A 25336-nucleotide genomic window follows, 5' to 3' on the forward strand; every position below is an offset into this window, starting at 1 on the left:
TTAGATGAAGTCGATTTCTTTGAGGAATTCACAACCCCGGCGCAGCAGGGTCGGGCTTTTGGCGGGGTACTCCTCGCCCATGTTGTCGATGCCGTGGCGGGCATTGCCGTGCTCGATCATCGAGATGTCGCCGATGTCTTCCTCAAAACCGTTGAGGTAGAAACCGACTACACCGAACAAGGCGTTGTCGCTGCCGATGGTCGACAGCCGCTGCTGCCAGCGGCTGACCGGCACCAGCTGGAAGTCGTGGCCCATGTGGCGGAACGCCTCGACGTAGTTGTCCCAGCTCAGCGGCGTCGGGTTGTGCAGGTTGAACACCGCGCGGTTGATGGTGTGGCGGCTGGCATGAAAACCGATGAAGCGCGCGAGGAAGTCCACCGGCATCAGGTCAAAGTTCAGCGACAGTTGCGGCACTTCCTTCAGTTGCAGCGAGCCCTTGAGCATCAGCATCAGGCGGTTCTGGTGCGGTTGGCAGACGCCGGTGCGGGTATTGAAGGCAATGTTCCCGGGGCGATAGATGTTGACTCGCACGCCACGCTCGCAGGCGTTCCAGAGAATCCGCTCGCCGACCCACTTGGACAGGTTGTAGCCATTGCGGATGTAGATCGGCGGCGTCGCCGCGGGCGGGGTTTCCAGCACCCGGCCCTGGGCATCGATGCTGCTGGAGGCCGACAGGGTGGAGATGAAGTTGAAGATCTTCTTGCTGCGCCCCTCGCACAGTTTCAGGCATTCAAGCAGCGGCGCCACGTTGTCCTTGATCAGCGACTCGTAGTCGAGCACGTGGTTGACGTTGGCCGCGTTGTAGATCAGCGCGCCGTAGTCGCGGTCCAGGTGTTCGTACTCTTCAGCGCTCAGGCCCAGCAGCGGCTGGCTGATGTCCGCGGCCAGCACCCGCACACGGCTCATGTCCAGGTGTTCGAGGCGATTGTCGACCAGGGCCTGGGCAAAACGCTGCTGCGCCGATTGCCCGGGGGATGTGCGTACCAGGCAGGCGACTTCGCTGGAGCCCAGTTCGAGCAGGGCCTCGACCAGGTGCACACCGAGAAAGCCATTGGCGCCGGTGACGATGACCTTGTGCACGTCACCCTGGCGGCTGAGCGGCAGCACCTCAAGGTCGACACTGAGGTTGGCGTCGGCCAGGGCCCGGGCGCTGACCACGGCATCTGCGGTGTCGTCCTGCTCAAGCAGGCGCGCCAGGTTGTTCAGCGTCGGCTGCTCGATGAAGCGGTTGATCGACACGCCCTTGGCGAAGGTCTCGCGAATGTCCATGAGCATGCGCGAGAGAAGGATCGAATGGCCGCCGAGGTTGAAGAAGCTCTCGTCCAGGCCGATGTCGTCGGCGTCGATTTCCAGCAGCTTGGCCCAGATCGCCAGCAGGCTTTGCGTGGCTGCGCTCAGCGGCTGGGCGCGCACCTGGCGCTGACGGCTGTCGTCGGGCATCAGGCGCAGGGCCTTGCGATCGATCTTGCCGTTGGTGGTCGCGGGCAGGGTCTCGAGCAGGCGCCAGCGGGCAGGGCGCATGTAGTCCGGCAAGTGCTGCTGGGCATGGGCCTTCAAGGCTTCGGTGGCGCTGTGCGCATCACCGTTGCGCGGTTCGGCGAAGAACGCCAGGATGCGCCGCTGCTCATCGATTACCACGGCCTGCTGGCCGAACAGGTTGCTGCTGCGCAGCACGTGCTCGATCTCTTCGGGCTCGACCCGAAAGCCGCGGATCTTCACCTGATTGTCCAGGCGGCCGATGATTTCCACGCCGGCGCGGCCCCAGCGCGCCAGGTCGCCGGTGCGGTACAGGCGCTCGCCGTGCAGGCCGCCGCTGCCGTTCAGGTAGCGCTCGGCGCTGGCGGCGGGGTTGTGCAGGTAGCCGGCACCGACGCCGGGCCCGGCGATGTAGATCTCGCCGCTCTGGCCTTCGGACACCGGCAGGCCTTGTTCGTCGAGCAGGTACAGGCGGGTATTGGCGATCGGCAGGCCGAGCAGGCGGTTCGAGTCGCCGGCGCGCATCACCCGGCTGGTGGCCAGCACCGTGGTTTCGGTGGGGCCGTAGATGTTGTGCAGGTGGCAGTGCTCGGCCAGGGCGTCGATCACGTGCGGCTCGCACACATCGCCGCCGGTGATCAGGTGAGTCATGCCGCGCAGGCTGTGCAGCGGCAGGATGCTCAGCAGCGCCGGTGGCAAGAAGGCATGGCTGACTTCGGCCTGGACCACCAGTTGCGCCAGGGCCAGCGGGTCGCGGCGCTGGTCCTCGTTGGGCACCACCAGGCAACCGCCTTCGAGCAGGGTCGGGAAGATGTCCAGCAGCGAAGCATCGAAGTTGATGGTCGAGAACTGCAAGGCGCGGGTCTTGGGCCCGACCTCGACATGCTCGGCGTACCAGGCACAGAAGTGGCTGAGGTTGGCAACGGTCAACTGCACGCCTTTGGGCGTTCCGGTGGTGCCCGAGGTGTAGATCGCCACGCACGGCCGCGCACCTTCCCAGGTGCCGCGCAGCAGCGACTGATGCTGGGCCAGGGCAATGCCCTGGTGGCCATCGGCGCCCTGGTGCACGGCGCTCAGGTGGCTGACATCCAGGCCGATGCAGCCGGCAGGGATGGCCAGGTTATCGTCGTGGATGACGATCCGCGCCCGGGCATGTTCGACGATCAGCGCCCGGCGTTCGGCGGGGTGGCTGGGGTCCAGCGGCAGGTACAGGGCACCGCAGCCGAGCACGGCGAGAATCGAGGCGTAGAGGGCCACGCCCTTGCCCAGGGCGATGGCCACCACCGGCTGCTGCCGGTCTTCACCCAGCAGCGGCACCAGGCGCTCCTGGATCGCCACGCTCAGGGCATGCAGCTCGCCATAGCTGACGCTGCGGCCTTCGACCAGCAAGGCCGGGGCGTCATGGTGCTGGCGCAGGCTGGCGGCCAGGCGCTGGATGAACGGCACGCTGGCCGCCTCGCTAATGGCCGGCGCTGCCGTGCGGTTGCAACGGTGGGCGAAGGCCAGGGTGTCGAGCACGCCCAGCCCGGCGCTGGGCACCTGGCCCAGGGCCTGGAAGCGGTACTGGCTGAAGTAGTCGTCATGGCGCGAGTAGCCGCTGACATGCGCCGCTGCCGCCTCGACCAGTTCCTGCACGGCCCTGTTCACCAGGTCGGCGCCATTGCCCGAGGCCTCTGCAGGTACATCCTGGCGTTCCAGGCATTGCCAGGGCTGGCTGCCCTGGCGGCCCAGCAGGTGCAGTTGCAGGTCTTGCAGCGGGTCGCTGAGGTCGCTGCCGCTGACCTGCAACGAGACTTGCCAGGTGTTGCCCGTTTCCGGCCACGGCGCCAGGGTCGCGTCGTCGATGACCAGGTCCGAGGCGTGGAGTTGCCAGTGATCGTAACTGGCCGGCGTGTCGAGCAAATGGGCACCATGGCCCATTCGCCGCAACTCGTCCGCCAGGCAGGCCAGCCCGCGGCTGCTCCCGCACAGCAGAATTTCAAGACGTCTCATCGGCATTGATTCCTTTGATGTCAGATCAGGTAGGCGGCCAGGGAAGACTGCACGGCCGGATCTTCGAGCATTGCGCTGGCGCGGAAAAACCGCATGATGTTGCCCACCAGGGGATGCCCCGGGGTGATCGGGAAGTCCATGGCTTCAACTTCCAGGCGCAGCGCTGCCTTGACCTGCTCACTGGTGTCCAGGTGGGCGATCAGCGCCAGGTCGAAGGCTTTCTGGATGTCGTTGGTCAGGTAGTGGCTGAGGAACACCGGCATGATCGAAGCGAGGATCTGCCGGTCTTCAGCCGGCGCCGCACTCCAGTAGATGCGCGTCAGCCGCGCCCAGAAGCTCGAATGCCGGCCTTCGTCGGCCAGGTGGTCAGCCATCAGGCCCTTGACCGATTCCTTGACCGTGTCGTCGCGGGCGAAGGCGGCGACATCATTGGTCAAGGTGTTCTCGGCAACCGCCACGCAAATTAGCTCGACCGCCGCTTTCAGGTGCTCGGGGGCCATCTCCATGGCTTTGGGGATCGAGCGGCTGAGCTCGATTTCCCGCGGCAGGGCGATGGGCTCGATACCGGTCAGCTCGATGGTCTGCTGCAGGTAGTCCATGGCCACCAGGGCGTGGTAGTCCTCATCCACCACCACGGTCATGGCGTCGTAGCGGCAGGCAAACGGAAAGCGGATCGCAAAGCTGTCCTTGGCAATGCTGCGTGCGGTCTTGTCGACAATCTCGGTTTCGAAGATCACCACGTCATTAATGAACTTGTAGAGACTTTGCACCAGGGCAAAGTCTGTCAAGTGCGGGCACTGTTCCATAAAGACGGCGCTGGTCACCAGGGGTTGACGGCTGGTCGGGTAAATCAACTTGCCGTCATCTTCCACGGTGCGTCGCGGACGCGTGCGAATGGTCGCTCGCCGCTCCCAGGAGTCGGCGAAAGACTGATACTCATGTGCGTTCATTTAACCTTGCCCACCGTTCAATAGTAATGAACTTCAAATAACAGGCAGCCTTGGTCCGAATGAAAAGGACCATGTTCCGTGTGCGCCGCGCGAAAGAAGTAACTGCCTTGCCCGTAAGTCTTTTGTGCACGCCCGGGCGCGGCCTGTTCGGTTTGATCACCTTCGATCAGATACACTTCTTCGTGATAATCATGGGTATAGATTTCACGCGTGCCGCCACCGGGGTTAAAGCGCACCAGGCGTGTGCGGATACCGGTGCGGGTGCTGGCATCGAGGGTGTCCTTGAACACCGTGAGGGTGATGCCGCGCTCGCTGCTGACCGCTTGCCAGGTGGCCTGGTCGTGCTCGATGACTTCGAACTTCATGCGACACACTCGGCGATCTGCACGGCCATTTCGGCGCGCAGTTCGTCCCACAGCACGCGGCGGCTTTCGACTGCGGCAATGGCGGCGGCGTAGACTTCCTGCTGGCGCTGCGGGTCGCCCTGGACCAGGCGATCGAGCAGTTTTTCGGCGGCCGGGCCATGGTCGTCGGAGTCGACGTCGATATGGCGCTGCAGGTAGTAGCGGAAGGTCGGGGCCTGGTCGGTACCGATGTCCCAGTCATCGAGAATGGTCTGGAACATCCGTGGGATCACGCTTTCACGCCCGTGCAGAAAGGCTGCGGCAACTTCATGAGGCTTGGCGTTGATGGCGGTGTCGAGGGTGTTGCCGACAAACCGCACCGCTGCCGGCGAGGCATGGCAGTGCTGCAGGGCTTCGTCAAGCTCAACGCCGCCGCGCAGCAGACGGACAAAATGCTCGATACGGTCGGTGCTCGCGCCGATCTCGCGCATGGCGTGCAGGTACAGTTCGAAGTGGCTGTAGTGGCCGCCTTGCAGGTTCTGGTCGGACTCTTCACCGAGGACGATTTCGTTGATCAGGTGGGCGGCGGCGGGGTCCAGCGGTGGTAGCCACGGCAGGCGGGTGCAGGTCAGCTCCTGCTGCAGGCGCTTGGTCAGCGACATGAAGTCCCAGACCGCAAAAACATGGGTCTCCATGAACGTGCGCAATACCTGCAAAGAACCGATTTCAGCGAAGATCGGGTGGTTGCCAAGTTCGGTTTTGTTGTGTTCAAGAACGGCTTTTTGATTGTGCATGTTTTCCTCGGTTATCAGGTTTTTTGTCGGGATATAAAACAGCGTTATCGTTTTTAGGGCAGCCGCACAGGTGGCCAGAAACTGGCCTGTTGGCGCGTTTGCGTCATGCAGTGGCCGGAACCGTTATGGCGCCAGGCAACGGAAAGCTAAGACATAAGAAGTTACAAATCAAGACTTCGCAAACATAAAATTTATCCGCCGATTAATAAGTTGCAGGCACGCGAAAAAGGCAACTTCATTGCTGAAGTTGCCAAGCGGCAAGAGACTGTTAATAGCGATTTTTATCGCTATTTAATTGGGTTTAGTGCATGCCATGTCATTGAACTCCCTGTTCGCTTATACCGTTATAACTATTAATTACATGTAAACTTCAGGCCGCCCGTTGGGTGCGCAGCACCAGCGCTGCTACTGCGCAGCCAATGAGGGCCAGGCAGGCGACATAAAACGCATCGCTGTAGGCCATCAGGTACGCCTCGCGGCGTATGGTTGCAGCCAGACCCTCCAGTATCTGCTGCTGTTGCGGCAGCCAGGTGTGCACCGCCTGGTTGAGGCGCTCCTGCAAACCTGGTGAAAACACCGTGACATGTTCGTGAATACGCTCGCTGTGGTAGCGCTCACGGGTGGCGACGATCTGCGTCAGCCCGGCGGTACCGATGGCGCCACCGAGGTTGCGCAACATGGAAAACACCGCCGATGCCGAGCCCGCTTCGCGCTTGTCCAGGCCCGCCACCGCCAGCACCGACAGCGCTACCATGATGAACGGCTGGCCGATGCCGCGAACCACGGTGGAGGGGATGATGACGTTGTCGGCGCTGTCGACGTTGAGGCTGGCGCCCAGCCAGCAGCCCAGGGCCATGATCAGAAAGCCGCTGGCAACCATGAACTTGGCGCTGGTCCAGGCCATCAACCGCGGCATCAGCGGCGCCAGCAGCAATTGCACCAGGCCATAGGCGATCAGGCTGACGCCGACGTCGCGGGCGCTGAACCCCTGCAACTGCGAGAGGTAGTTGGGCACCAGGAACACCAGGCCGAAGGTGGCGCCGCCAAAGATGAACATGGCCACGCTGGCCACGCCAAAGTTGTAGCGCCCGAGCAGGCGCAGGTTGATGAAGGCACGGCTGCCGTACAGCTGGGTGACCACAAACACCACCAGGGCGATGCCGGCGGCCACCGACATGCCGAGGATATAGCCCGAGCCGAACCAGTCCAGGCGCCCGCCTTCCTCGAGCACGATCTGCAGGCCGCCCAGGCCCACGACCATGGCGAAGATCCCCAGCCAGTCACCGCGGCGCAGCAGTTCGAGCTTCATCGGCTTGGCCTCGATCGACCAGGCGATGGCAATCAATAGCGCCACCCCGGGGAACAGCTGCAGGTAGAAAATCCAGCGCCAGGAATAGGCATCGGTCAACCAGCCGCCAATCGACGGCCCCGCGGCCTGGGCGACACTGTTGGCGAGGCTGAACAGGGCCATGCCCATGGCCATCTTGCTGGCCGGCAGTTCGGTGATGATCAGCTGGAACGACAGCGGGATCAGCACCGCACCGGCGGCGCCCTGGATCACCCGGATGATGATCATCGCCTCGAGGTTGGGCGCCCAGGAGCAGGCGATCGAGGCCAGCAGGAAGATGAACGAGCCGGTCCACATCACCCGGCGCATGGAGAATACTTCGACCAGCCAGGCCGTGAGCGGAATCATGACGATCTCCGCCACCAGGTAGGCGGTGGAGATCCACGAGCCTTCCTCGAAACTGGCGCCCAGCGAACCGCGGATTTCCGGCAGCGCAGCGCTGGTGACGTGGACGTTCATGCCGGCCATGAAACAGCCGAACAAGCCGCCGATCACGGCCACCCAGGCCCGCAACGAGACCGGCTGTTCACTGCTCATCGGCAGGCTCCCCACGGGTGTCGACGGTGGTTACCACCGACATTCCCGGCAGCACCTGCACGCCGTCCTCGGCCGGGTCGAGCAGGATGCGCACGGGAAAGCGCTGGACGATCTTGGTAAAGTTGCCGGTGGCGTTGTCCGAGGGCAGCAGGGCGAAGACATTGCCCGAAGCCGGCGAGAAGCTGGCCACCCGGCCACGCAGGTGCTGGCTTGAGAAACTGTCGATGCTGATTTCCACCGGCTGCCCCGGGCGCATGTGGGCCAGCTGGGTTTCCTTGTAGTTGGCAACCACGTAGGTCTGGTGCAGCGGCACCACCGCCAGCAATGGCTGGCCGGGCACCACGTATTGCCCGGCGCGCACCCGGCGCTGGCCGACCACGCCGTCGATGGGCGCGCGGATCACTGTGTCCTGGCTGTCCTGGTCGGCCAGGGCGTGGCGGGCCTTGGCGCTGGCCAGGGCTGCCGAACGTTGTTTGATCTGCGCCTCGGCCAGCAGCGCCTGGGCCTTGGCCATTGCCAGTTGCGACTGCTGCTCGCGCTGGCGGGCCTGGGCGCTCTGCAAGGCGGCGCGGGCCTGGATGGCATTGGCGTTGGCCGATTCCAGGCGCTGCACGGTGGCGGCGTTGTCGCGCACCAGGCCCTGGTAGCGCTGCATGTCCAGTTCGCTGCGGCGCCGCTCGGCCTCGGCGCTGTGCACCGCCGATTCGGCCTGGAGGATGGCTTGCTGCTGCTGGTTGATGCGCTCCACTGCCACCTGCTGGCTGGCCTGGGCGGCGGTCAGCGCAGCCTGGGCCTCGGCCACCCCGGCTTCGGCCTGGTCGCGGCGGGCCTGATAGTCGCGGTTTTGCAGGCGTACCAGCACGTCGCCAGCTTTTACCGCCTGGTCGTCATCGACTTCAACCTGGGCGATATAGCCGGCCACGCGCGGGCTCAAGGCCACCCAGTCGGCGCGCACGTAGGCGTCATCGGTGGTCTCCAGAAAGCGCCCGGTGCTAAACCAGTAGCCGCCGAACACCAGCACCGCCACCACGCTCAGGCCGCCTGTGGCGTACAGCGCCAGGCGCCGCCGGGTGAGGGTGGGCAAAGGGGCTTTGCGCTGCTGCTCATCGGCAGCCAGCGGTGGTTTTTCAACGGCAATATTCATGGTTGGATTCCAGTGTCGGTAGGTGCGCTCTGCACCAGGGTCGCGGCCGCGGCCGGTGGCGTTTGCCAGCTGCCGCCCAGGGCCCGGAACAGATTGATTTGTGCCCGCGCCAGGCGCCCCTGGGCCTCGACGTGGCGAGCGCGGACGCTGATCAGGTCGCGCTCGCTGTCGAGTACCTCGAGGGCATCGACGGTGCCGGCGCGGTAGTTGTCCTGGGCCAGGGCAAAGCCGCGCTGGCTGTGCGCCAGGGCCGCATCCAGGGCCCGTGCCCGCTGGCGTTCGCCGTCGTAGCCGGCCAGGGCCTGGCGCACATCCTTGAGCGCGCCCAGGGCCACGCCGCGGTAGTGGGCGATCTGCGCTTGCTGCAGGGCCCGGGCCTTGCTGACCCGGGCGCGGTTGGCCTTGATGTTGGGGAACTCCCAGCTGATCAGCGGGCCGACGGCGAACATCACCGCCTGGCTGTCACCGAGGTTGGACAGGTGATGGTCCGAGGACGTCAGCGAGGCGCCGAAGCTGACCTTCGGGTACAGGTCGGCCTTGACGATGTCGACTTCAAGGTCGGCGGCGCGCAGGTCGCGCTCGGCCTTGCGCACATCCGGGCGGCGGGCCAGCAGTTGCCAGCCATCGCCGCCAGGCAACGCTGCTTTCAGGGTCGGGATGCTTCGGCAGCTGGCGGCACCGGCGCTGATTGCCGCAGGCGGCTGGCCACTGAGCACGCTGAGTTCGAACAGCGCCATTTGCCGCCGCGCTTCAAGCATCGGCAGTTGCGCGCGGACCTGCTCGCGCAGCCCGCGCAGGCGCACCGCATCGAGTTCGGTGGCGATCCCGGCCTGGCGCTGGCGGTCACTGAGCTGCACGCTGCGCTCCAGGGTCTGCAGGGATTGTTCGGTTTCCTGCAGGCGCGCGCCGTAAACGCACTGGTCGATGTAAGCGCGGCTGGTCTGGGTCACCACCTGCAAACGCACCAGCTCCATGGCCTCGCGGGAGGCGTCGGCCTGGGCCCGGGCGCGCTCGATGGCAGCCCGCACCTGGCCCCAGACATCGACCTGATAGGCCAGCTCGATGCCCGGGTTGAATTCCCATTGCGACGGCGCATGGCTGTCGGTGGCCTGGGCCAGGGTCTGGTCGTCGGCACTTTTGCCGTAGCTGGCACCGAACTCGACGCTGGTCGAGGGCCAGCGTCTGGCGTCGTACTCGCCGATACCGGCGAGCATGGCCTGCACGTTGGCCTCGGCCTGGGCCAGGTCCTGGTTATGCGCCAGGGCTTGCTGGACCCAGGTGTTGAGCTGCGGGTCCTGGTACAGCTCCCACCAGCGCTCGGGCAAGGCCTGCTGGCTGACGCCGGCGGGCAGGCTGGCCAGTGGATCGGCTTGCAGTGCCAATGGCGCCGGGGTCGTTACGGATTGGCCGCTGCAAGCGCAGAGCACAGCCAGGAGGCTGGTGGCGGCGAGAAGCCTGGCGGGGAACGGCGGGGATCGAAGTGCACGCATCACGAAAGTCACATCTAGGGTCGTGATGCCAGATTAACGAGGGGAGGGCAGCGCTTCTGCCGCGAGCGGGACAACCATGGCCGTGACCGGGACAACCTGGCCCGGCAGCGAGGAGGGCGTGGCCGCCATCCTCGCTGCGGGTCTCAGTGGCTGCGCGTGGCGCTGCCTTCCAGGGCGCTGACCTGCCAGTCGCGTGGGGTGTAGCCGAGGATGCGCTTGAACATCGCGGCAAAGGCGCTGGCACTCTGGTAGCCGTGTTCGAGCGCCACGTGCAGGATCGGCATGCCACCGGCCAGGCGCTGCTGGCTGAGAATCATGCGCGTGCGGGTGCGCCATTCACCGTAGGACATCCCCACCTCGCGCTGGAACAATCGCGCCACGGTGCGCGCACTCATGTTCAACTGCGCGCCGCATTGCTCCAGGGTGAGGTCTTGCGCGGGGTCTTCGAGAAAGCGCTCGCACCAGGCCCGCAGGCGTGGATGCTGCGGCACCGGCACATGCGCCTCGATGCGTTCGGCCGCCTCCAGCTCGCGGTGAATCAGCGCGCGCACATGCTCGCCCAACGACTCGTCGCGCTGCTCCTGCATGCGTGATGAGGCCAGGATCAGCTCGCGCAGCAGCCCCGAGACCACGATCACCTGACAGCGGTCGACGTGGGCGCTGAGCAACAAGGTGCGCATGCTCACTTCGCCGCTCATGCGCACCTCGTGGCTGACCCCTGCCGGCACCCAGAGGGCGTGCCCGCAGGGGATCACCCAGTTGCCTTCGTCGCTGCACACGCGCATGACCCCGCTGGTAGCGTAGATCAACTGGTCCTCGGCATGGCAGTGGCTGCCCACGACCTCGCCATGTTCATAGTCCATCGCTAATGGTTCCATGCCTTTCTCCTCAGGCAGAAACGCTGGCGGCGTGCAGGGGTTTGAGCAAGCCCTGGCGGGTGGCCCGCGACACGGCACCGACCACGGCCTTGAGCGATGCCTGGAGGATGCTGTTGTCTTTGCCGACGCCGAACAGCAGCTGGCTGTTGACGCGGATTTCGACATAGGCGATGGCTTCGGCCTGGGCACCGTCACGAATGGCGTGCTCGTGATAGTCGGCGATATCGAAGTTCAGGCCCTGCTGGGCGAAGGCATTGACCAGCGCCGCCAACGGCCCGTTACCTTCGCCGCTGAGCGCCAGGCGCGCGCCGGCGATGTCCAGCTGGGCATCGAGGTAGGTGCAGCTGTCTTCGCTGGCAAGCCGAGGTTGCTGCAGGGTGTAGGGCTTGCCTTGCTCAAGGTAGTTGTCGGTGAAGCACGACAGGATCATGTCGCTGGTGATCTCCTGGCCGGCCTCGTCGGCCACTTGTTGCACCAGGCCACTGAACTCCATCTGCAGGCGCCGCGGCAGGACAATGCCGTGTTGCTCGAGCAGATAGGCAACACCGCCTTTGCCGGACTGGCTGTTGACCCGGATCACTGCCTCGTAGCTGCGGCCCATGTCGGCCGGATCGATCGGCAGGTAAGGGATCTGCCAGTAGCCCTCGGGGTTGTTGCGCCGGTGGGCGAAGCCTTTCTTGATGGCGTCCTGGTGCGAGCCGGAAAACGCCGTGAACACCAGTTCGCCGGCATACGGGTGGCGCGGGTGGGTCGGCAACTGGTTGCAGAACTCGACTTCGCGCTGCACGTGGATGATGTCCGAGAAGTCCAGCTGCGGGCTGATACCGCTGGTGTAGAGGTTCATCGCCAGGGTCAGGATATCGACGTTGCCGGTGCGCTCACCGTTGCCGAACAAGGTGCCCTCGACCCGCTCGGCGCCCGCCAGGCAGGCCTGCTCGGCGGTCGACACGCCGGTACCGCGATCATTGTGTGGGTGCACGCTGATGACCACGCTGTCGCGGCAGCTCAAGTGGCGGCAGAACCACTCGATCTGGTCGGCGAAGACGTTGGCGGTCGAGACCTCGACGGTGGTCGGCAGGTTGAGGATCATTTTGTTGCTTGGCGAGGGCTGGAACACCTCGGTCACCGCCTCGCAGATCTCCAGGGCGAAATCCAGCTCGGTAAAGCAGAAGGTCTCGGGCGAGTACTGGTAGGTCCACTGGGTGTGCGGGTTGGCCTGCATGTGGGCCTTGATCTCGCGGGTGGCCTGGGTGGCGATCTCGATGCAGCCGGCGCGGTCGACCCCGAACACCACCTCGCGAAACACCGGCGCGGTGGCGTTGTAGACGTGGACAATCGCCCGGGGCACGCCCTTGAGGGCTTCGAAGGTGCGCTCGATCAGGTGGCTGCGGGCCTGGGTCATCACCTGGATGGTAACGTCGTCAGGGATCGCGCCGCTCTCGACCAGCTCGCGCACGTAATCGAAGTCGGTTTGCGACGCCGCCGGGAAACCCACCTCGATCTGCTTGAAGCCGACCTTGACCAGCAGGTCGAAGAAGCGCCGCTTGCGCTCGGCGTTCATCGGTTCGATCAGCGCCTGGTTACCGTCGCGCATGTCCACACTGCACCAGGTCGGGGCGACCTGCTGGACCCGGTTCGGCCACTGGCGGTCCGGCAGGTCGACGGTGGTGAAGTGACGGTACTTGGTAGAAGGATCCTTCAACATCATGGCGGCGTTCTCCTGTGCCTACGGTTTTGCGCAGCGCCGGTTGCCCGCAAGCAACCGATGCCAATCGCAGATGGGATCCAATTCTAGCGCTGTTACATCTAGAAATAATTGCTAATTTTGCCAGTGATTGGTGAAGAAGCCTTTGCTGATCGCCTTAAAGTTGAAATTATTGGTGATTTATTGCGATTAAGGATTTTTATAAGCATATTCTCACCATTTGAACGCCTGCCTGCGACGCTCAGCCGCAAATTGCACCTGGCCTCAGCCGGCACCTAGTGGCGGGTTTCAACTCATCTATAAAAATTGCTAACAAGTCATTGCAGTCCAGCCCTGTTTATCAGCGACTTTCAATCAAACATCATGCTGACACCCCACACAGAGGTGCTCAGCATGACCCTTGACCTGCAGTTCGATCACCTGGCCTTCACCACCGCCGCCGACGGCGAGCTTCAGGCTGCGCTGCAAACCCTGCTGGGCGTCGAGCCCGGGCCGAGGCCGGCGTTTCCATTTCCCGGGCAATGGCTGTACCAGGGCGACCAGGCCCTGGTGCATCTGATCCAGGGGGCGCACACCGAGCTCAGCCATCTGGCCCTGCGTACCCGGCAGCCGGCGTCGGCAGTGCTCGAACGCGTCCGCGCCAGTGGCCTGGCCTACCAGGTCGCGCTGGTACCGGAGCAACGCATCTGCCAACTGTTTGTCAGCCTGCCCGGCGGCCTGGTCCTGGAACTGGACTGCCCGCTCGATCGCGACGACCTCGGCATTACCCACGACTACCAGCAGTGCGACCACGCACCTGTCTGACTTCAGGAGAGCCACACGCATGTCTACTTCAGCTTCGTTGTTCACACCCTTTGAACTGGGCCCACTGCAGTTGCCCAACCGTATCGTCATGGCGCCGATGACCCGCTCGCGCAGCAGCCAGCCCGGTGATGTGCCCAACGCCATGATGGCGGCCTATTACGCCCAGCGCGCCAGTGCCGGCCTGATCATCAGTGAAGCCACGCAGATCAGCCCGCAGGGCAAGGGTTACAGCTTTACCCCCGGCATCTACAGTGCCGGGCAAGTAGCCGGCTGGCGTCAGGTGACCGACGCCGTGCATGGCCAAGGCGGGCGGATTTTCCTGCAGTTGTGGCATGTCGGGCGCATGTCCCATGCGAGCTTCCATGCCGATGGCCAGCCGGTTGCGCCGTCAGCGCTGCGTGCCGATGCCCAGGTGTGGGTGGTGGGCGATGATGGCGTCGGGCGCATGGTCGAGGTCAGCCCGCCACGGGCCCTGAGCCAGGCAGACATTCAAGCGGTGATCGAGGATTATCGGCTTGCCGCCCGGCATGCCCGCGAGGCGGGTTTTGATGGCGTCGAGATTCACGCGGGCAACGGTTACCTGATCGACCAGTTCTTGCGCACCACCTCCAACCTGCGCGATGACGCCTACGGTGGCAGCCGCGAAAACCGTACCCGCTTTCTGCTGGAGGTGGCCGCGGCGGTGGCCGACGAAATCGGTGCGCAGCGCACCGGCGTGCGCCTGGCGCCCTACATCACCGCCCGCGGCATGGACTGCGCGGACGTCATCCCGACCATCCTCCAGGCCGCCAAGGCCCTGGGCGCCCAAGGCATTGCCTACCTGCACCTGGCCGAAGCCGACTGGGACGATGCCCCGCAGATCCCCGAGCCGTTCCGCCATGAGCTGCGCCAGGTGTTTGCCGGCGCCATCATCGTTGCCGGGCGCTACGACGAGGATCGCGCGCAGGCCTTGCTCGAGGCCGGGCTGGTCGACCTGATTGCCTTCGGCCGGCCCTTTGTCGCCAACCCGGACTTGCCGGCGCGGCTGGCAAACGGCTGGCCGATGGCGCAGTTCGATGGCAGCCGCCTGTTTGGCGGCGCCGAGCCGGGCTACAGCGACTATCCAGCCTTTATGACAGGCAAGTGAAGTGGCTGGGTTCCTGGGCTGCAAGCATCAGCTCCAGCGGTACCGGGACTACCCCGTCAAGGCCGGCGGGGGCCTGCAAGCCCACCACCAGCAGCGCCGGGCGCTCGCTCGGTTCGCTCGTGCCGGCGGCCACGGCGTTGATCATTCTGGCGTGGTTGGCTGCAATTTCAGTGAGGGTAGACACGTGACTTCTCCGGTGACCGAGCAAGGCGATTGCTGGCGTCCATAAGCGTTGGGGGGCTGGCCGTCGCGTCAGTATTACGTCACTGCCCGACGGTGATTGCCAGCCTCTGCAATCCGCAGGCCAAGCCTTGTCAAAAAATGGACAGGCCTGGCCGGTTTGCGATGGACGGAGTCACCTCGGGCTGTGCTAGGGCTCCTGACCCTGGCGCAAGCGCGTGCTGATCAGCGCCGCCAGCACCAGCAGCGCGGCGATCAGCCACAGGCCGTTGCGGGTGTTGCCGGTGGTCTGTTCGATCAGGCCCATCACCGACGGCCCGACAAAACCGCCGAGCAACCCGCAGGTGGTGACGAAGGCCAGGCCCGCCGCCAGGGCACTGCCGCTGAGGCGGCTGGAGGGGAAGACGAAGATGATCGACTGCACCACGAACAGCATCAGCGCGGTCAGCGAGAAACCGATCAGGCCGATGAACGAGTTCGACAACGACGCCAGCAGCAAGCCGGCGGCCATGGTCAGCAAACCGAAGAACAGCAGGGTGCGGCAACGCCCCGGTGAGGTAGCCAGGCGCGGCAGGGTGGCGGCGCCGATGGCGGCGGCAATCCACGGCACCGAGGTCAGCAGGCCGATCTGCAACGGGGTCAGGGCGGCGTAGGTGCCAATGATGCCCGGCAGGAAGAAGATCACTGTATAGATGGTGATCTGGTGCACGAAGTACACCGCGATCGCCAGCCAGATCTGTTTGTCGGCGAACATCTGGCTGAGCCGGCTCTGTTGCGGCGCCAAGGCTTTTTCGGCGTTCAGGCGCTGCTCGATGTCGCGGGCATCGGCCGCCGACAGCCAGGGCGCGGAGGCCGGGCCGTCCGGCAGTTTCTTCCACACCACATAGGCCAGAGCTACCGCCGGCAGGCCTTCGATGACGAACAGCCACTGCCAGCCGTGCCAGCCCAGCAGGCCATCGAGTTCGAGCAAGGCTCCGCCCAGCGGACCGCTGAGAATATTCGCCAGGCACACCCCGAGCAGAAAATAGCCGGTAGCCCGCGCCCGTTGCTCGCGGTCGAACCAGTAGGTCAGGTAGAGCATCACCCCGGGGAACAACCCGGCCTCGGCCACGCCCAGCAGCAGGCGCATGATGTAAAACGAGGTTTCGCCCTGGACGAAGGCCATGCCCGCCGACAGCAGGCCCCAGGTGATCATGATGCGGGTGATCCAGAAACGCGCGCCGACCCGGTGCATGATCAGGTTGCTCGGCACTTCGGCCAGCGCGTAGGTCAGGAAGAACAGCCCGGCACCCAGGCCATAGGCTGCGGCCGAAAGGCCCAGGTCGATGCCCATGCTGGCCTTGGCCAGGGCAATGTTGGTGCGGTCCAGAAAACTCATCACATAGACCACGATCAGCAGCGGCATCAGCTTGCGCAGCAGCAGACGGTTCAGGCGCTGGTCGTCGGCGACGGCAGGCGCGACGGCCGCTGTCGCGTTAGTGAGGATTGTCATTGTTTTTTCCCCGTTCAAATGTGCGTACTGCGCGCCGCACGTGTTGCGGCGCGCAGGCTCAGGTCAGTCAGTCACGGTTGATGTCCAGCCACACGGCGCCATCGGGATACTGGTAGCGCTCCAGGGTTTGCGCGTGCATTTCGATGCTGTAGCCAGGGCGTTGCGGCGGCATGTAGCGACCGCGGCGGATCACCACCGGGTCGATGAAGTGTTCGTGCAGGTGGTCGACGTACTCCAGCACGCGGTTGTGCAACGAGGCCGAGACGGCGATGTAGTCGAACAGGGCGATGTTCTGCACATATTCGCACAGGCCGACGCCGCCGCCATGGGGGCACACCGGCACATCGTACTTGGCCGCCATCAGCAGCACGATCAGCACCTCGTTGAGGCCACCCAGGCGTGCGGCATCGAGCTGGCAGAAATCCAGCGCGCTGGCCTGGAACATCTGCTTGAACATCACCCGGTTGTGGCAGTGCTCGCCAGTGGCGACGCCGATCGGCGCAATGCGCTGGCGGATTGCGGCGTGGCCGAGAATATCGTCGGGGCTGGTTGGCTCTTCGATCCACAGCGGCTCGAAAACTGCCAGGCGGCGCATGTTGGCCACCGACTCATCGACGCTCCAGACCTGGTTGGCGTCCATCATCAGGGTGCGCTCCCAGCCCATTTCGTCGCGCAGGATGCTGGCGCGGCGCATGTCGTCTTCAAGGTTGGCGCCGATTTTCTGCTTGATGTGGGTCCAGCCGTCAGCGATAGCCTCGCGGGTCAGCTGGCGCATTTTCTCTTCGCTGTAGCCGAGCCAGCCGGGTGCGGTGGTGTAGCCGGGGTAGCCTTCGCGCAGCATCTGCGCCTCGCGCTCGGCCTTGCCTGGCACCTGACGGCGCAGCAGGGCGATGGCTTCTTCGGGGGTGAGCACGTCGGTGACGTAGCTGAAGTCCAGGCAGCCCACCAGCTGTTCGGGGCTCATGTCGGCGAGCAGTTTCCACACCGGCTTGCCTTCGTGCTTGGCCCACAGGTCCCAGACCGCATTGACGATGGCGGCGGTGGCCAGGTGGATCACGCCTTTTTCCGGGCCGAGCCAGCGCAGCTGGCTGTCGCCTGCGGTAAAGCGGTGCCAGAAGCCGCCCATGTCGGCGGTGATGTCTTCAAGGGTCAGGCCGACAATCAGCGGCGCCAGCGATTGCACGGCGGCGGCGCAGATCTCGTTGCCGCGCCCGATAGTGAAGGTCAGGCCATGACCTTCGAGGCTGTCGGCATCGGTGTGCAGCACGACATAGGAAGCCGAGTAGTCCGGGGCGCTGTTCATCGCGTCGGAGCCGTCCAGCGACAGCGAAGTAGGGAAGCGGATGTCGCGAACACTCAAGTGGGTAATGCGTATGCTCATGGCGGGCTCTTGTTCTGGGGTGGCACAGGGAGGCCTGACTGTAGGTTGTCGAGCGATACAGGCATAATCGCCAATTCCTAAGTAGGGATACCGGATTTGATATGCCTCCTAAACCCGACGTCGCGCTACCGACCCCTGCCAGCCTGGGGGCGCTGAAGATCTCCAGCCGGCAAATCACCTTGCTCAACGCCTTGGGCGAGTTCGGCAATTTGCGCCGCGCCGCGGCGGCGATGCACACCACGCAACCCGCGGCCAGCCTGTTGCTGCAGCAACTGGAAGAGCGCCTCGGCGTGCGCCTGTTCGAGCGTTTGCCCCGGGGCATGCAGCCGACCCTGTATGGCGAGGTGATGATCCGTTATGCCCAGGGCGCCCTGCACGAATTCGAGCACGCCCAGGCGCAGATCGCTGAACTTGCCCGCGGCGCCTGCGGCCTGGTACGGGTCGGCAGCGTCATGGGCCCGGTGCCGGGGCTGCTGACCCAGGCGGTGCTGGCTTACAAGCGCGAGCACCCCAAGGTGCGTATTTCGCTGGAGGTCGGTACCAGCGACACCTTGCTGCCGTCGCTGCTGCGCGGCGATTTCGACCTGGTGGTCGGGCGCCTGCCGGACCAGAGCGACAGTCACGAGCTGAACATCGAACTGTTCGACAGCGACGAGCAGATGCGCGTGGTCGCCCGTGCCGGGCATCCGCTGGCCAGCGCCGCACGCCTTGCGCTGGCCGACCTCGCCGAGCTGACCTGGATCCTCCACCCGATCGGCAGCCCCATGCGCCGGCGGGTCGAGAACGCTCTGCAGGCAGCCGGCATGGTGCAGTCGCTGGACATCGTCGAGACCGCCTCGATCCTCGCCACCACGGCGATGCTTGAGGCCTCGGACATGATTGCAGTGGTGCCCAACGACGTCGCCGAGCATTATGCCCGTTACGCCATGGTTGCCATCCTGCCGGTGGAACTGCCGATCTCGATGGTCAACCTGGGGCTGCTGACCTTGCGTTCGCGGCCGCGCTCGGTGGCCCTGGAAACCCTGTTGCACTACCTGCGGGCGCAGTAGCCCCGCGTATTCATCGGCAAGAGGCAGTTCGTTGATGGCTTCAGACATTACCCACGCCAGTTTCTGCAACTGGATCCGCTTCAAGCACCTGGTGCTGATCGACACCCTGGCGCGCACGCGCAACATGCACGCCACCGCCACGCGCATGAACCTCAGCCAGCCGGCCTTGAGCAAGATGCTGCGCGACCTTGAAGAGCAGTTCGGCTTTGCCCTGTTCGAGCGCCTGCCGCGCAGCATGCCGCCCACCGAACTCGGTGAGTACGTGGTGCGTTATGCGCAAGGGGCGCTGGCCGAGTCGCAGCAGTTCGTCGACCAGGTCAACCGCCTGCGCAAGGGCGGCCATGGCTTTATTCGCGTCGGCGGGATTTTTGCTGCAACGCCCCTGGTGCTACCCCAGGCGATTGCCGCGATCAAGGCGCGCAGCCCGCTGCTGTCGATCGAAGTGGTCGAGCAATCCAGCGACCATCTGCTGGCCATGCTTGAGCAGAACAAGCTCGACCTGATGATCGGCCGCTTCACCGAGGAGCGCTTCAGCCAGCTGTTCGACTTCCAGGCCTTGGAGCCAGAGCCCTTCAGCCTGGTGGTCAACAAGGATCACCCGCTCAACCAGCCGGGCAGTGCCTCGCTGCAGGCACTGAGCGACTGGCCGTGGGTGCTGTACCCGGTCGGCACACCGCTGCGCGAGCGCCTGGAGCAGGCCTTCAGGGCGGTCGGCATCGCCACCCCGGCAGACAGCGTCGATACCATCTCGATGCCGATGTTCCTGCATTTGCTCGAGTCCGGGCCGATGATCGCCATGTTGCCGCGCTCGATGGTCGCTGCGCAGTTGAGCAGCGGCCAGTTCTGCGAGCTGCAGTCGCCGTTGCAACTGGCGCCGCTGGAGTACGGGGTGATCACCCGCAAGGACGAACCCTTGAGCGCCTCGGCGCAGGCGTTTGTCGAGCTGTTGCTGGAGTTCGCCCGCCAGCGACGGGAAGAGCAGGGCAGTGCTGGCGATTGATAAAAACGGCTGACTGACAGCTTGCGATAACCCTGGGTTATCGCTTGATCGGATCATCTCATTGGGAATGTTGCGCCGGGCTCCTTAGAGTTATCGCAGATTCGCCCGGCACAGCACGGGCGGCGCCATAACAAGAAGCCGGCCGCATCCGCCCTGAGAGGTCCCATGCAACTGATTGCCAGCACCCGCAGCGGCGACCCTGCCGTTATCCGCTTGAACCCCCTGGACAATGTACTGATTGCCCGCCAGGCCCTGGTTGAAGGCCAGCACCTGGACGCCGAAGCCATCACCGTGCGCCAGGCGGTCCCGTCCGGGCATAAAGTCGCCACCGAGCGCGTGGAGCAAGGCCAGCCGCTGCGCCGCTACGGGCAGATCATCGGTTTTGCCTCGCAAGTGATCGAGGCCGGCGAACATGTGCACGTGCACAACGTCGAGATGGGCGATTTTGCCCGCGACTATGCCTTCGGCGTCGATGCCAGGCCAACGCCTGCCAGCGAGGCGCAGTTCCAGGGCATCGTGCGTGCCGACGGCCGGGTCGCGACCCGCAACTACATTGGCATTCTGACTTCGGTGAACTGCTCGGCCACCGTCGCCCGCGCCGTGGCCGACCACTTTCGCCGCGACATCCACCCCGAGGCGCTCGCCGCCTACCCGAACATCGACGGCGTGGTCGCTTTGACCCACGGCGCCGGTTGCGCGGTAGACCCCAGCGGCGAAGCCCTGGGCCTTCTGCGCCGGACCCTGGGCGGCTACGCCATCCACCCCAACTTTGCCGCCGTGCTGATCATCGGCCTGGGCTGCGAGACCAACCAGATCGAAAGCCTGCTGCAAACCCAGCAGCTGCAAACCGGTGATCAGCTGCGCGCCTTTACCATCCAGGGCATTGGCGGTACCTCGAAGACCATCGCTGCCGGCATCGCGCAGGTCGAGGCGCTGCTGGCCGAGGCCAACCGGGTCAAGCGTGAGCCGGTCAGCGCCCGCCATCTGGTAGTCGGCCTGCAATGCGGCGGCTCCGACGGCTACTCGGGGATCACCGCCAACCCGGCCCTGGGTAATGCCGTTGACCGTCTGGTGGCAGCCGGCGGCACCGCAATCCTTTCGGAAACCCCGGAGATCTACGGCGCCGAGCACTTGCTCACGCGCCGCGCGGTCAGCCGTGAAGTGGGCGAGAAACTCATCGCCCGCATCCATTGGTGGGAAGACTACTGCCAGCGCATGAACGCCGCGCTGAACAATAACCCCTCGGCCGGCAACAAGGCCGGCGGCCTGACCACCATCCTGGAGAAATCCCTCGGTGCAGTGGCCAAGGCCGGCTCCAGCAACCTGGTGGACGTCTACCAGTACGCCGAAGCGGTGCGCGCCAAAGGCCTGGTGTTCATGGACACCCCGGGCTACGACCCGGTTTCGGCCACCGGCCAGGTCGCCGGCGGCGCCAACCTGATTGCCTTTACCACCGGCCGCGGTTCGGCCTACGGCTGCGCGCCGGCGCCGTCGATCAAGCTGGCCACCAACAACCGGGTGTTCGAGCACCAGCTTGAAGACATGGATGTGAACTGCGGCGGCATCGCCGACGGCAGCACCAGCATCGAAGAACGCGGCGCCTACATCTTCGAGCAGATGCTGCGCATCGCCTCCGGTGAGCGCAGCAAGAGTGAACAGCACGGCTACGGGCAGAACGAATTCGTGCCCTGGCAGATCGGTGCCGTGACCTGATTGACAGCCCTGCAACCTTCTTGACGAGGCGACATGCACATGAGCTTTAGCGGATACAACTTCATTGGCGGCCAGCGCAGTGCCCTGGGCGACACCTTGGTCTACAGCGTCGATGCCCACACCGGCGAGCGCCTGCCGGGCGCCTTTCACCAGGCCAGCCTGGACGAAGTCGACAATGCCGTGGATGCGGCCAGCGCCGCGTTCCCGGCCTATCGCAAACTCTCGGCCGAGCGCCGGGCGCAGTTTCTCGAGGCCATCGCCGACGAGCTCGACGGCCTGGGCGAGGACTTTATCGCCGTGACCTGCCAGGAAACCGCGCTGCCCAGTGCGCGCATTGCCGGTGAGCGGGCACGCACCAGCGGCCAGATGCGCCTGTTTGCCCAGGTGCTGCGCCGTGGCGATTTTTATGGCGCGCGCATCGACCGCGCCTTGCCAGCGCGCACGCCATTGCCGCGCCCGGACCTGCGCCAGTACCGTATTGGTGTCGGCCCGGTGGCGGTGTTCGGTGCGAGCAACTTCCCCCTGGCGTTCTCGACCGCCGGCGGTGATACCGCCGCCGCCCTGGCTGCCGGTTGCCCGGTGGTGTTCAAGGCCCACAGCGGCCACATGGCCACTGCCGAGCGGGTTGCCGAGGCGCTGCTGCGCGCTGCCGAGCGCACCGGCATGCCGGCGGGTGTGTTCAACATGATCTTTGGTGGCGGCGTCGGCGAGGCGCTGGTCAAGCACCCGGGCATCCAGGCCGTGGGCTTTACCGGCTCGCTCAAGGGCGGCCGCGCGCTGTGCGACATGGCCGCCGCGCGGGCGCAGCCGATCCCGGTATTCGCCGAGATGTCGAGCATCAACCCGGTGCTGGTTTTGCCCCAGGCCCTGGCCAGTCGCAGTGCGCAGCTGGCCAAGGACTTGAGCGCCTCGGTGGTGCAGGGTTGTGGCCAGTTCTGCACCAACCCGGGCCTGGTGCTGGGCATCCGCTCGCCGGCCTTCTGTGCCTTTATCGAGCAGCTGCGCGGCCATATGGCCGAACAGGCGCCGCAGACCATGCTCAATGCCGGCACCCTGGCAAGCTACGGCAAGGGTATCCAGGCGCTGCTGGCCCACCCGGGAATAGAAAAACTCAGCGGCCTGGCGCAATCCGGCAAGCAGGCGCAGCCGCAGCTGTTCAAGGCCGATGTCAGCCTGCTGCTGGAGCAGGATGAGCTGCTGCAGGAAGAAGTCTTCGGCCCGTGCACGGTGGTGGTCGAGGTCAATGATCAGGCCCAGCTGTTGCGCGCGGTCAACGCCTTGCATGGCCAGCTGACCGCCACCTTGCTGGCCGACAGCGACGACCTGGCCGCCTTTGGCCAACTGTTCGAGGTGCTCGAAGTCAAGGTCGGGCGGGTGCTGCTCAATGGCTACCCGACCGGCGTCGAGGTCTGCGATGCGATGGTCCATGGCGGCCCGTACCCAGCGACCTCCGATGCCCGCGGCACCTCGGTCGGCACCCTGGCGATCGATCGCTTTCTGCGCCCGGTGTGCTACCAGAACGTGCCCGATGCCTTGCTCCCCGAAGCGCTGCGCGATGCCAACCCGCTGGGTATCCAGCGCCTGGTCGATGGCAAGCCAAGCAACGCGGCCCTGAACTGATCACGGAGCAACAGCGATGAGCGACGCCCGCCGCGTTGATGTGCAAAGCCTCACAGCCTTCGTCGAGCAATTGTTTGAAGCCGCCGGTGCCGATGCCGAGGTCGCCCGGGTGGTCACCCGGGTACTGCTTGAAGGCGAACTGCTGGGCCATCGCACCCATGGCCTGAACCTGGTCAGCCGCTATATCGGCGGCATCCAGGCAGGGCAGGTCAAGGCCCGGGCAGGGCTGCTCGAACAGCTTGCGCACAGCGGTATTTCCAGCCTGTTCGACGGTCATTATCTGCTCGGCCCGTACTGCGTCAGCCGCGCCCTCGACTGCGCGGCCCAGGGCGCAACGGCACAAGGCATTGGCATTGCCGTGGTGCGCCGGGCGGCGCACATCGGTTGCCTGGCGGCCTACCTGCAGCCGTTCACCGAGCGTGGCCTGGTGGCCATGCTGTATTCCAGCGACCCGTCGGTGGCGCTGGTTTGCGCCCACGGCGGTATTGAACCTGTGTACACGCCCAACCCGATTGCCGCCGGTATTCCGACCCGTGGCGAGCCGATCCTGCTCGATGTGAGCATGTCGACCGTGACCCTCGGCCTGGTCGGCCAGTGCCGCGACAGCGGGCAGCGACTGCCGCACCCGGTGTTGCTGGGCAACGACGGGCGTCTGAGCGACAACCCGGAAGATTTTTTCACCACCCCCAGCGGCAGCATCCTGCCCTTGGGCGGCCAGGCTTTCGGCCACAAGGGCTTTGCCCTGGCGCTGCTGGTCGAGGCACTAACCTCGGGGCTGGCGGGCTATGGGCGCAAGGACGCGCCGGATCAGTGGGGCGCCTCGGCAACCGCCGTGGTGATCGATCCGCGCTTTTTTGGCGGGCTTGACGCCTTCACCGCTGAAACCTCGTTTCTCGGCCAGCTGCTGCTCGCCAGCCGCCCGCTCGACCCCGAGCGGCCGGTGCGCCTGCCTGGGCAAGCGGGCTTGAAACGGCGCAAGCAGGCCTTGAGCGAAGGCTTGAGCCTGTCGCCACAGCTGATCGATAACCTCAACCAGCTCGCCGGGCAACTGCAGTGCCCGACACTTTCGCATTAACCGACAACAAGAGCGCTGACATGAGAGAGCACGCGAACACCCAAACACCGCTACACCTGAGCAAAGACGCTGCGCTATTCAACACCGGTACCTGGATCGGCCGCGTCTGGCTGGCGCAGCAGGGCCCGGCCGTGGTGCTGGTCAAAGCCGGCGCCGTGCACGATATCAGCGCCCATGTGGCGACCGTCTCGGCCTTGCTCGAAGTAGCTGAGCCGGTGGCCTACCTACGGTCGCTGCCGTTGGGCGAGGCGCTGATCGAGTTGCCGGCGCTGCTGGCCAACAGCGACCCAAATCATCGCGATCCGGCCTTGCCCTGGCTGCTGGCGCCGATCGACCTGCAGGCGGTCAAGGCCGCCGGCGTGACCTTCGCCGCCAGCCTGCTGGAGCGGGTGGTCGAGGAGCAGGCCAAGGGCGACCCGGCCAAGGCCGACGCAATCAGGGCGACGCTAGCCAGCCGCATCGGCGCCGATCTGTCGCAGATCGTTCCGGGCTCGGCGCAGGCTGAAGCCTTGCGCAAGGTCCTGGTAGAGCAGGGGCTGTGGTCGCAGTACCTGGAAGTGGGCATCGGCCCGGACGCCGAGGTCTTCACCAAGGCCCAGCCGTTGTCGGCGGTCGGCCATGGCGCCGATATCGGCATTCACCCGAAGTCGAGCTGGAACAACCCCGAGCCGGAAGTGGTGCTGGCGGTGTCGAGCAACGGCACGGTGCAGGGCGCCACCCTCGGCAACGACGTCAACCTGCGCGACTTCGAAGGGCGCAGCGCCTTGCTGCTGTCCAAGGCCAAGGACAACAACGCCTCGACCGCACTGGGGCCGCTGCTGCGGCTGTTCGACGAGACCTTCAGCCTTGAGGATGTGCGCAGCGCCGAGGTCGACTTGCGGGTCGAAGGCCTGGACGGCTTTGTGCTCCAGGGCCGCAGCTCGATGCGCCAGATCAGCCGCGACCCGCTCGACCTGGTGCAGCAGACCCTGAACGAAAACCATCAGTACCCCGACGGCCTGGTGCTGTTTCTCGGCACCCTGTTCGCGCCCAAACAGGACCGCGACCAGCCGGGCAACGGCTTTACCCACAAACCCGGCGATGTGGTGACCATCAGCAACGGGCAGCTGGGCAGCCTGTGCAACCGGGTGACCACCAGCGACCTGGCGCCGCAGTGGGATTTCGGCGTGCGCGCGCTGATCGACAGCCTTGCCCGGCGCGGCCTGCTCGATGCCGCTGTGAGCGCCCGGCAGAGCTGA

Annotated in this window: 20 protein-coding genes; 8 read left to right on the forward strand and 12 right to left on the reverse strand. The window is 65.2% G+C overall.

What is annotated here, in order from left to right:
• The 9 genes from ACIOVF_RS15130 to leuA all read right to left on the reverse strand — a co-directional run bounded on the left by ACIOVF_RS15130 (nt 1) and on the right by leuA (nt 12661).
• On the reverse strand, nt 1-3468 hold the full coding sequence (locus ACIOVF_RS15130; RefSeq protein WP_401290470.1) for an amino acid adenylation domain-containing protein: 3468 nt from the start codon (nt 3466-3468) through the stop codon (nt 1-3).
• Between the two features lie 20 nt (nt 3469-3488).
• Nucleotides 3489-4418 (reverse strand): diiron oxygenase, encoded by a 930-nt coding sequence (locus ACIOVF_RS15135; protein WP_045198880.1) that lies wholly within the window; start codon nt 4416-4418, stop codon nt 3489-3491.
• 17 nt (nt 4419-4435) lie between these two features.
• Nucleotides 4436-4783 carry a DUF4437 domain-containing protein gene (locus ACIOVF_RS15140; RefSeq protein WP_401290473.1) on the reverse strand — a complete coding sequence of 116 codons (348 nt, stop codon included), beginning with the start codon at nt 4781-4783 and terminating at the stop codon, nt 4436-4438.
• On the reverse strand, nt 4780-5556 hold the full coding sequence (locus tag ACIOVF_RS15145) for a DUF3050 domain-containing protein (RefSeq protein ID WP_401290476.1): 777 nt from the start codon (nt 5554-5556) through the stop codon (nt 4780-4782). Before ACIOVF_RS15145 ends, ACIOVF_RS15140 begins: the two co-directional genes overlap by 4 nt.
• Before the next feature lie 370 nt (nt 5557-5926).
• Nucleotides 5927-7441, reverse strand: coding sequence for a DHA2 family efflux MFS transporter permease subunit (locus ACIOVF_RS15150; protein WP_045198886.1), 1515 nt, complete (start codon nt 7439-7441; stop codon nt 5927-5929).
• Complete coding sequence (locus ACIOVF_RS15155; RefSeq protein WP_401290479.1) at nt 7431-8585, reverse strand: HlyD family secretion protein; 1155 nt, start codon at nt 8583-8585, stop codon at nt 7431-7433. Before ACIOVF_RS15155 ends, ACIOVF_RS15150 begins: the two co-directional genes overlap by 11 nt.
• Nucleotides 8582-10075 (reverse strand): efflux transporter outer membrane subunit, encoded by a 1494-nt coding sequence (locus ACIOVF_RS15160; protein WP_401290482.1) that lies wholly within the window; start codon nt 10073-10075, stop codon nt 8582-8584. Before ACIOVF_RS15160 ends, ACIOVF_RS15155 begins: the two co-directional genes overlap by 4 nt.
• A gap of 143 nt (nt 10076-10218) precedes the next feature.
• Nucleotides 10219-10953, reverse strand: coding sequence for a helix-turn-helix transcriptional regulator (locus ACIOVF_RS15165; protein ID WP_045198892.1), 735 nt, complete (start codon nt 10951-10953; stop codon nt 10219-10221).
• A gap of 10 nt (nt 10954-10963) precedes the next feature.
• Nucleotides 10964-12661 carry a 2-isopropylmalate synthase gene (gene leuA / locus ACIOVF_RS15170; protein WP_045198894.1) on the reverse strand — a complete coding sequence of 566 codons (1698 nt, stop codon included), beginning with the start codon at nt 12659-12661 and terminating at the stop codon, nt 10964-10966.
• Nucleotides 12662-13051: 390 nt separating this feature from the next.
• Here leuA and ACIOVF_RS15175 point away from each other — a divergent pair, with 390 nt between their 5' ends.
• Both ACIOVF_RS15175 and ACIOVF_RS15180 read left to right on the forward strand, forming a co-directional pair.
• The gene (locus tag ACIOVF_RS15175; protein ID WP_401290486.1) at nt 13052-13462 is read left to right on the forward strand and encodes a hypothetical protein; all 411 of its coding nucleotides are present in this window, start codon (nt 13052-13054) and stop codon (nt 13460-13462) included.
• A 19-nt stretch (nt 13463-13481) separates the two neighbouring features.
• Complete coding sequence (locus tag ACIOVF_RS15180) at nt 13482-14588, forward strand: alkene reductase (RefSeq protein ID WP_401290488.1); 1107 nt, start codon at nt 13482-13484, stop codon at nt 14586-14588.
• Here ACIOVF_RS15180 and ACIOVF_RS15185 read toward each other — a convergent pair.
• From ACIOVF_RS15185 to ACIOVF_RS15195, 3 genes are all read right to left on the reverse strand, one after another.
• Nucleotides 14572-14772, reverse strand: a complete 201-nt coding sequence (locus ACIOVF_RS15185) for a hypothetical protein (protein WP_143013286.1) — start codon at nt 14770-14772, stop codon at nt 14572-14574. The two genes, ACIOVF_RS15180 and ACIOVF_RS15185, sit on opposite strands and share 17 nt — an antisense overlap.
• 186 nt (nt 14773-14958) lie before the next feature.
• On the reverse strand, nt 14959-16260 hold the full coding sequence (locus ACIOVF_RS15190) for an MFS transporter (RefSeq protein WP_401290491.1): 1302 nt from the start codon (nt 16258-16260) through the stop codon (nt 14959-14961).
• 67 nt (nt 16261-16327) lie between these two features.
• Nucleotides 16328-17641: an L-fuconate dehydratase gene (locus ACIOVF_RS15195; RefSeq protein WP_401290494.1), complete on the reverse strand. Its 1314-nt coding sequence runs from the start codon at nt 17639-17641 to the stop codon at nt 16328-16330.
• A gap of 101 nt (nt 17642-17742) precedes the next feature.
• On the opposite strand from ACIOVF_RS15195, the gene ACIOVF_RS15200 reads away from it, so the two are divergent.
• From ACIOVF_RS15200 to ACIOVF_RS15225, 6 genes are all read left to right on the forward strand, one after another.
• Complete coding sequence (locus ACIOVF_RS15200; RefSeq protein ID WP_213601325.1) at nt 17743-18690, forward strand: LysR substrate-binding domain-containing protein; 948 nt, start codon at nt 17743-17745, stop codon at nt 18688-18690.
• A gap of 34 nt (nt 18691-18724) precedes the next feature.
• Nucleotides 18725-19690, forward strand: a complete 966-nt coding sequence (locus tag ACIOVF_RS15205) for a LysR family transcriptional regulator (protein ID WP_401290497.1) — start codon at nt 18725-18727, stop codon at nt 19688-19690.
• Nucleotides 19691-19855: 165 nt separating this feature from the next.
• The gene (locus ACIOVF_RS15210) at nt 19856-21403 is read left to right on the forward strand and encodes a UxaA family hydrolase (protein WP_258597681.1); all 1548 of its coding nucleotides are present in this window, start codon (nt 19856-19858) and stop codon (nt 21401-21403) included.
• A gap of 39 nt (nt 21404-21442) precedes the next feature.
• Nucleotides 21443-23023 (forward strand): aldehyde dehydrogenase (NADP(+)), encoded by a 1581-nt coding sequence (locus ACIOVF_RS15215; RefSeq protein WP_401290500.1) that lies wholly within the window; start codon nt 21443-21445, stop codon nt 23021-23023.
• Nucleotides 23024-23039: 16 nt separating this feature from the next.
• On the forward strand, nt 23040-24098 hold the full coding sequence (locus ACIOVF_RS15220; RefSeq protein WP_195883982.1) for an Ldh family oxidoreductase: 1059 nt from the start codon (nt 23040-23042) through the stop codon (nt 24096-24098).
• Nucleotides 24099-24118: 20 nt separating this feature from the next.
• The gene (locus ACIOVF_RS15225; RefSeq protein WP_195883983.1) at nt 24119-25336 is read left to right on the forward strand and encodes a fumarylacetoacetate hydrolase family protein; all 1218 of its coding nucleotides are present in this window, start codon (nt 24119-24121) and stop codon (nt 25334-25336) included.

It is taken from the genome of Pseudomonas sp. NPDC087612 (assembly GCF_044743505.1).
In the GTDB taxonomy this organism is placed as follows: Bacteria; Pseudomonadota; Gammaproteobacteria; order Pseudomonadales; family Pseudomonadaceae; genus Aquipseudomonas.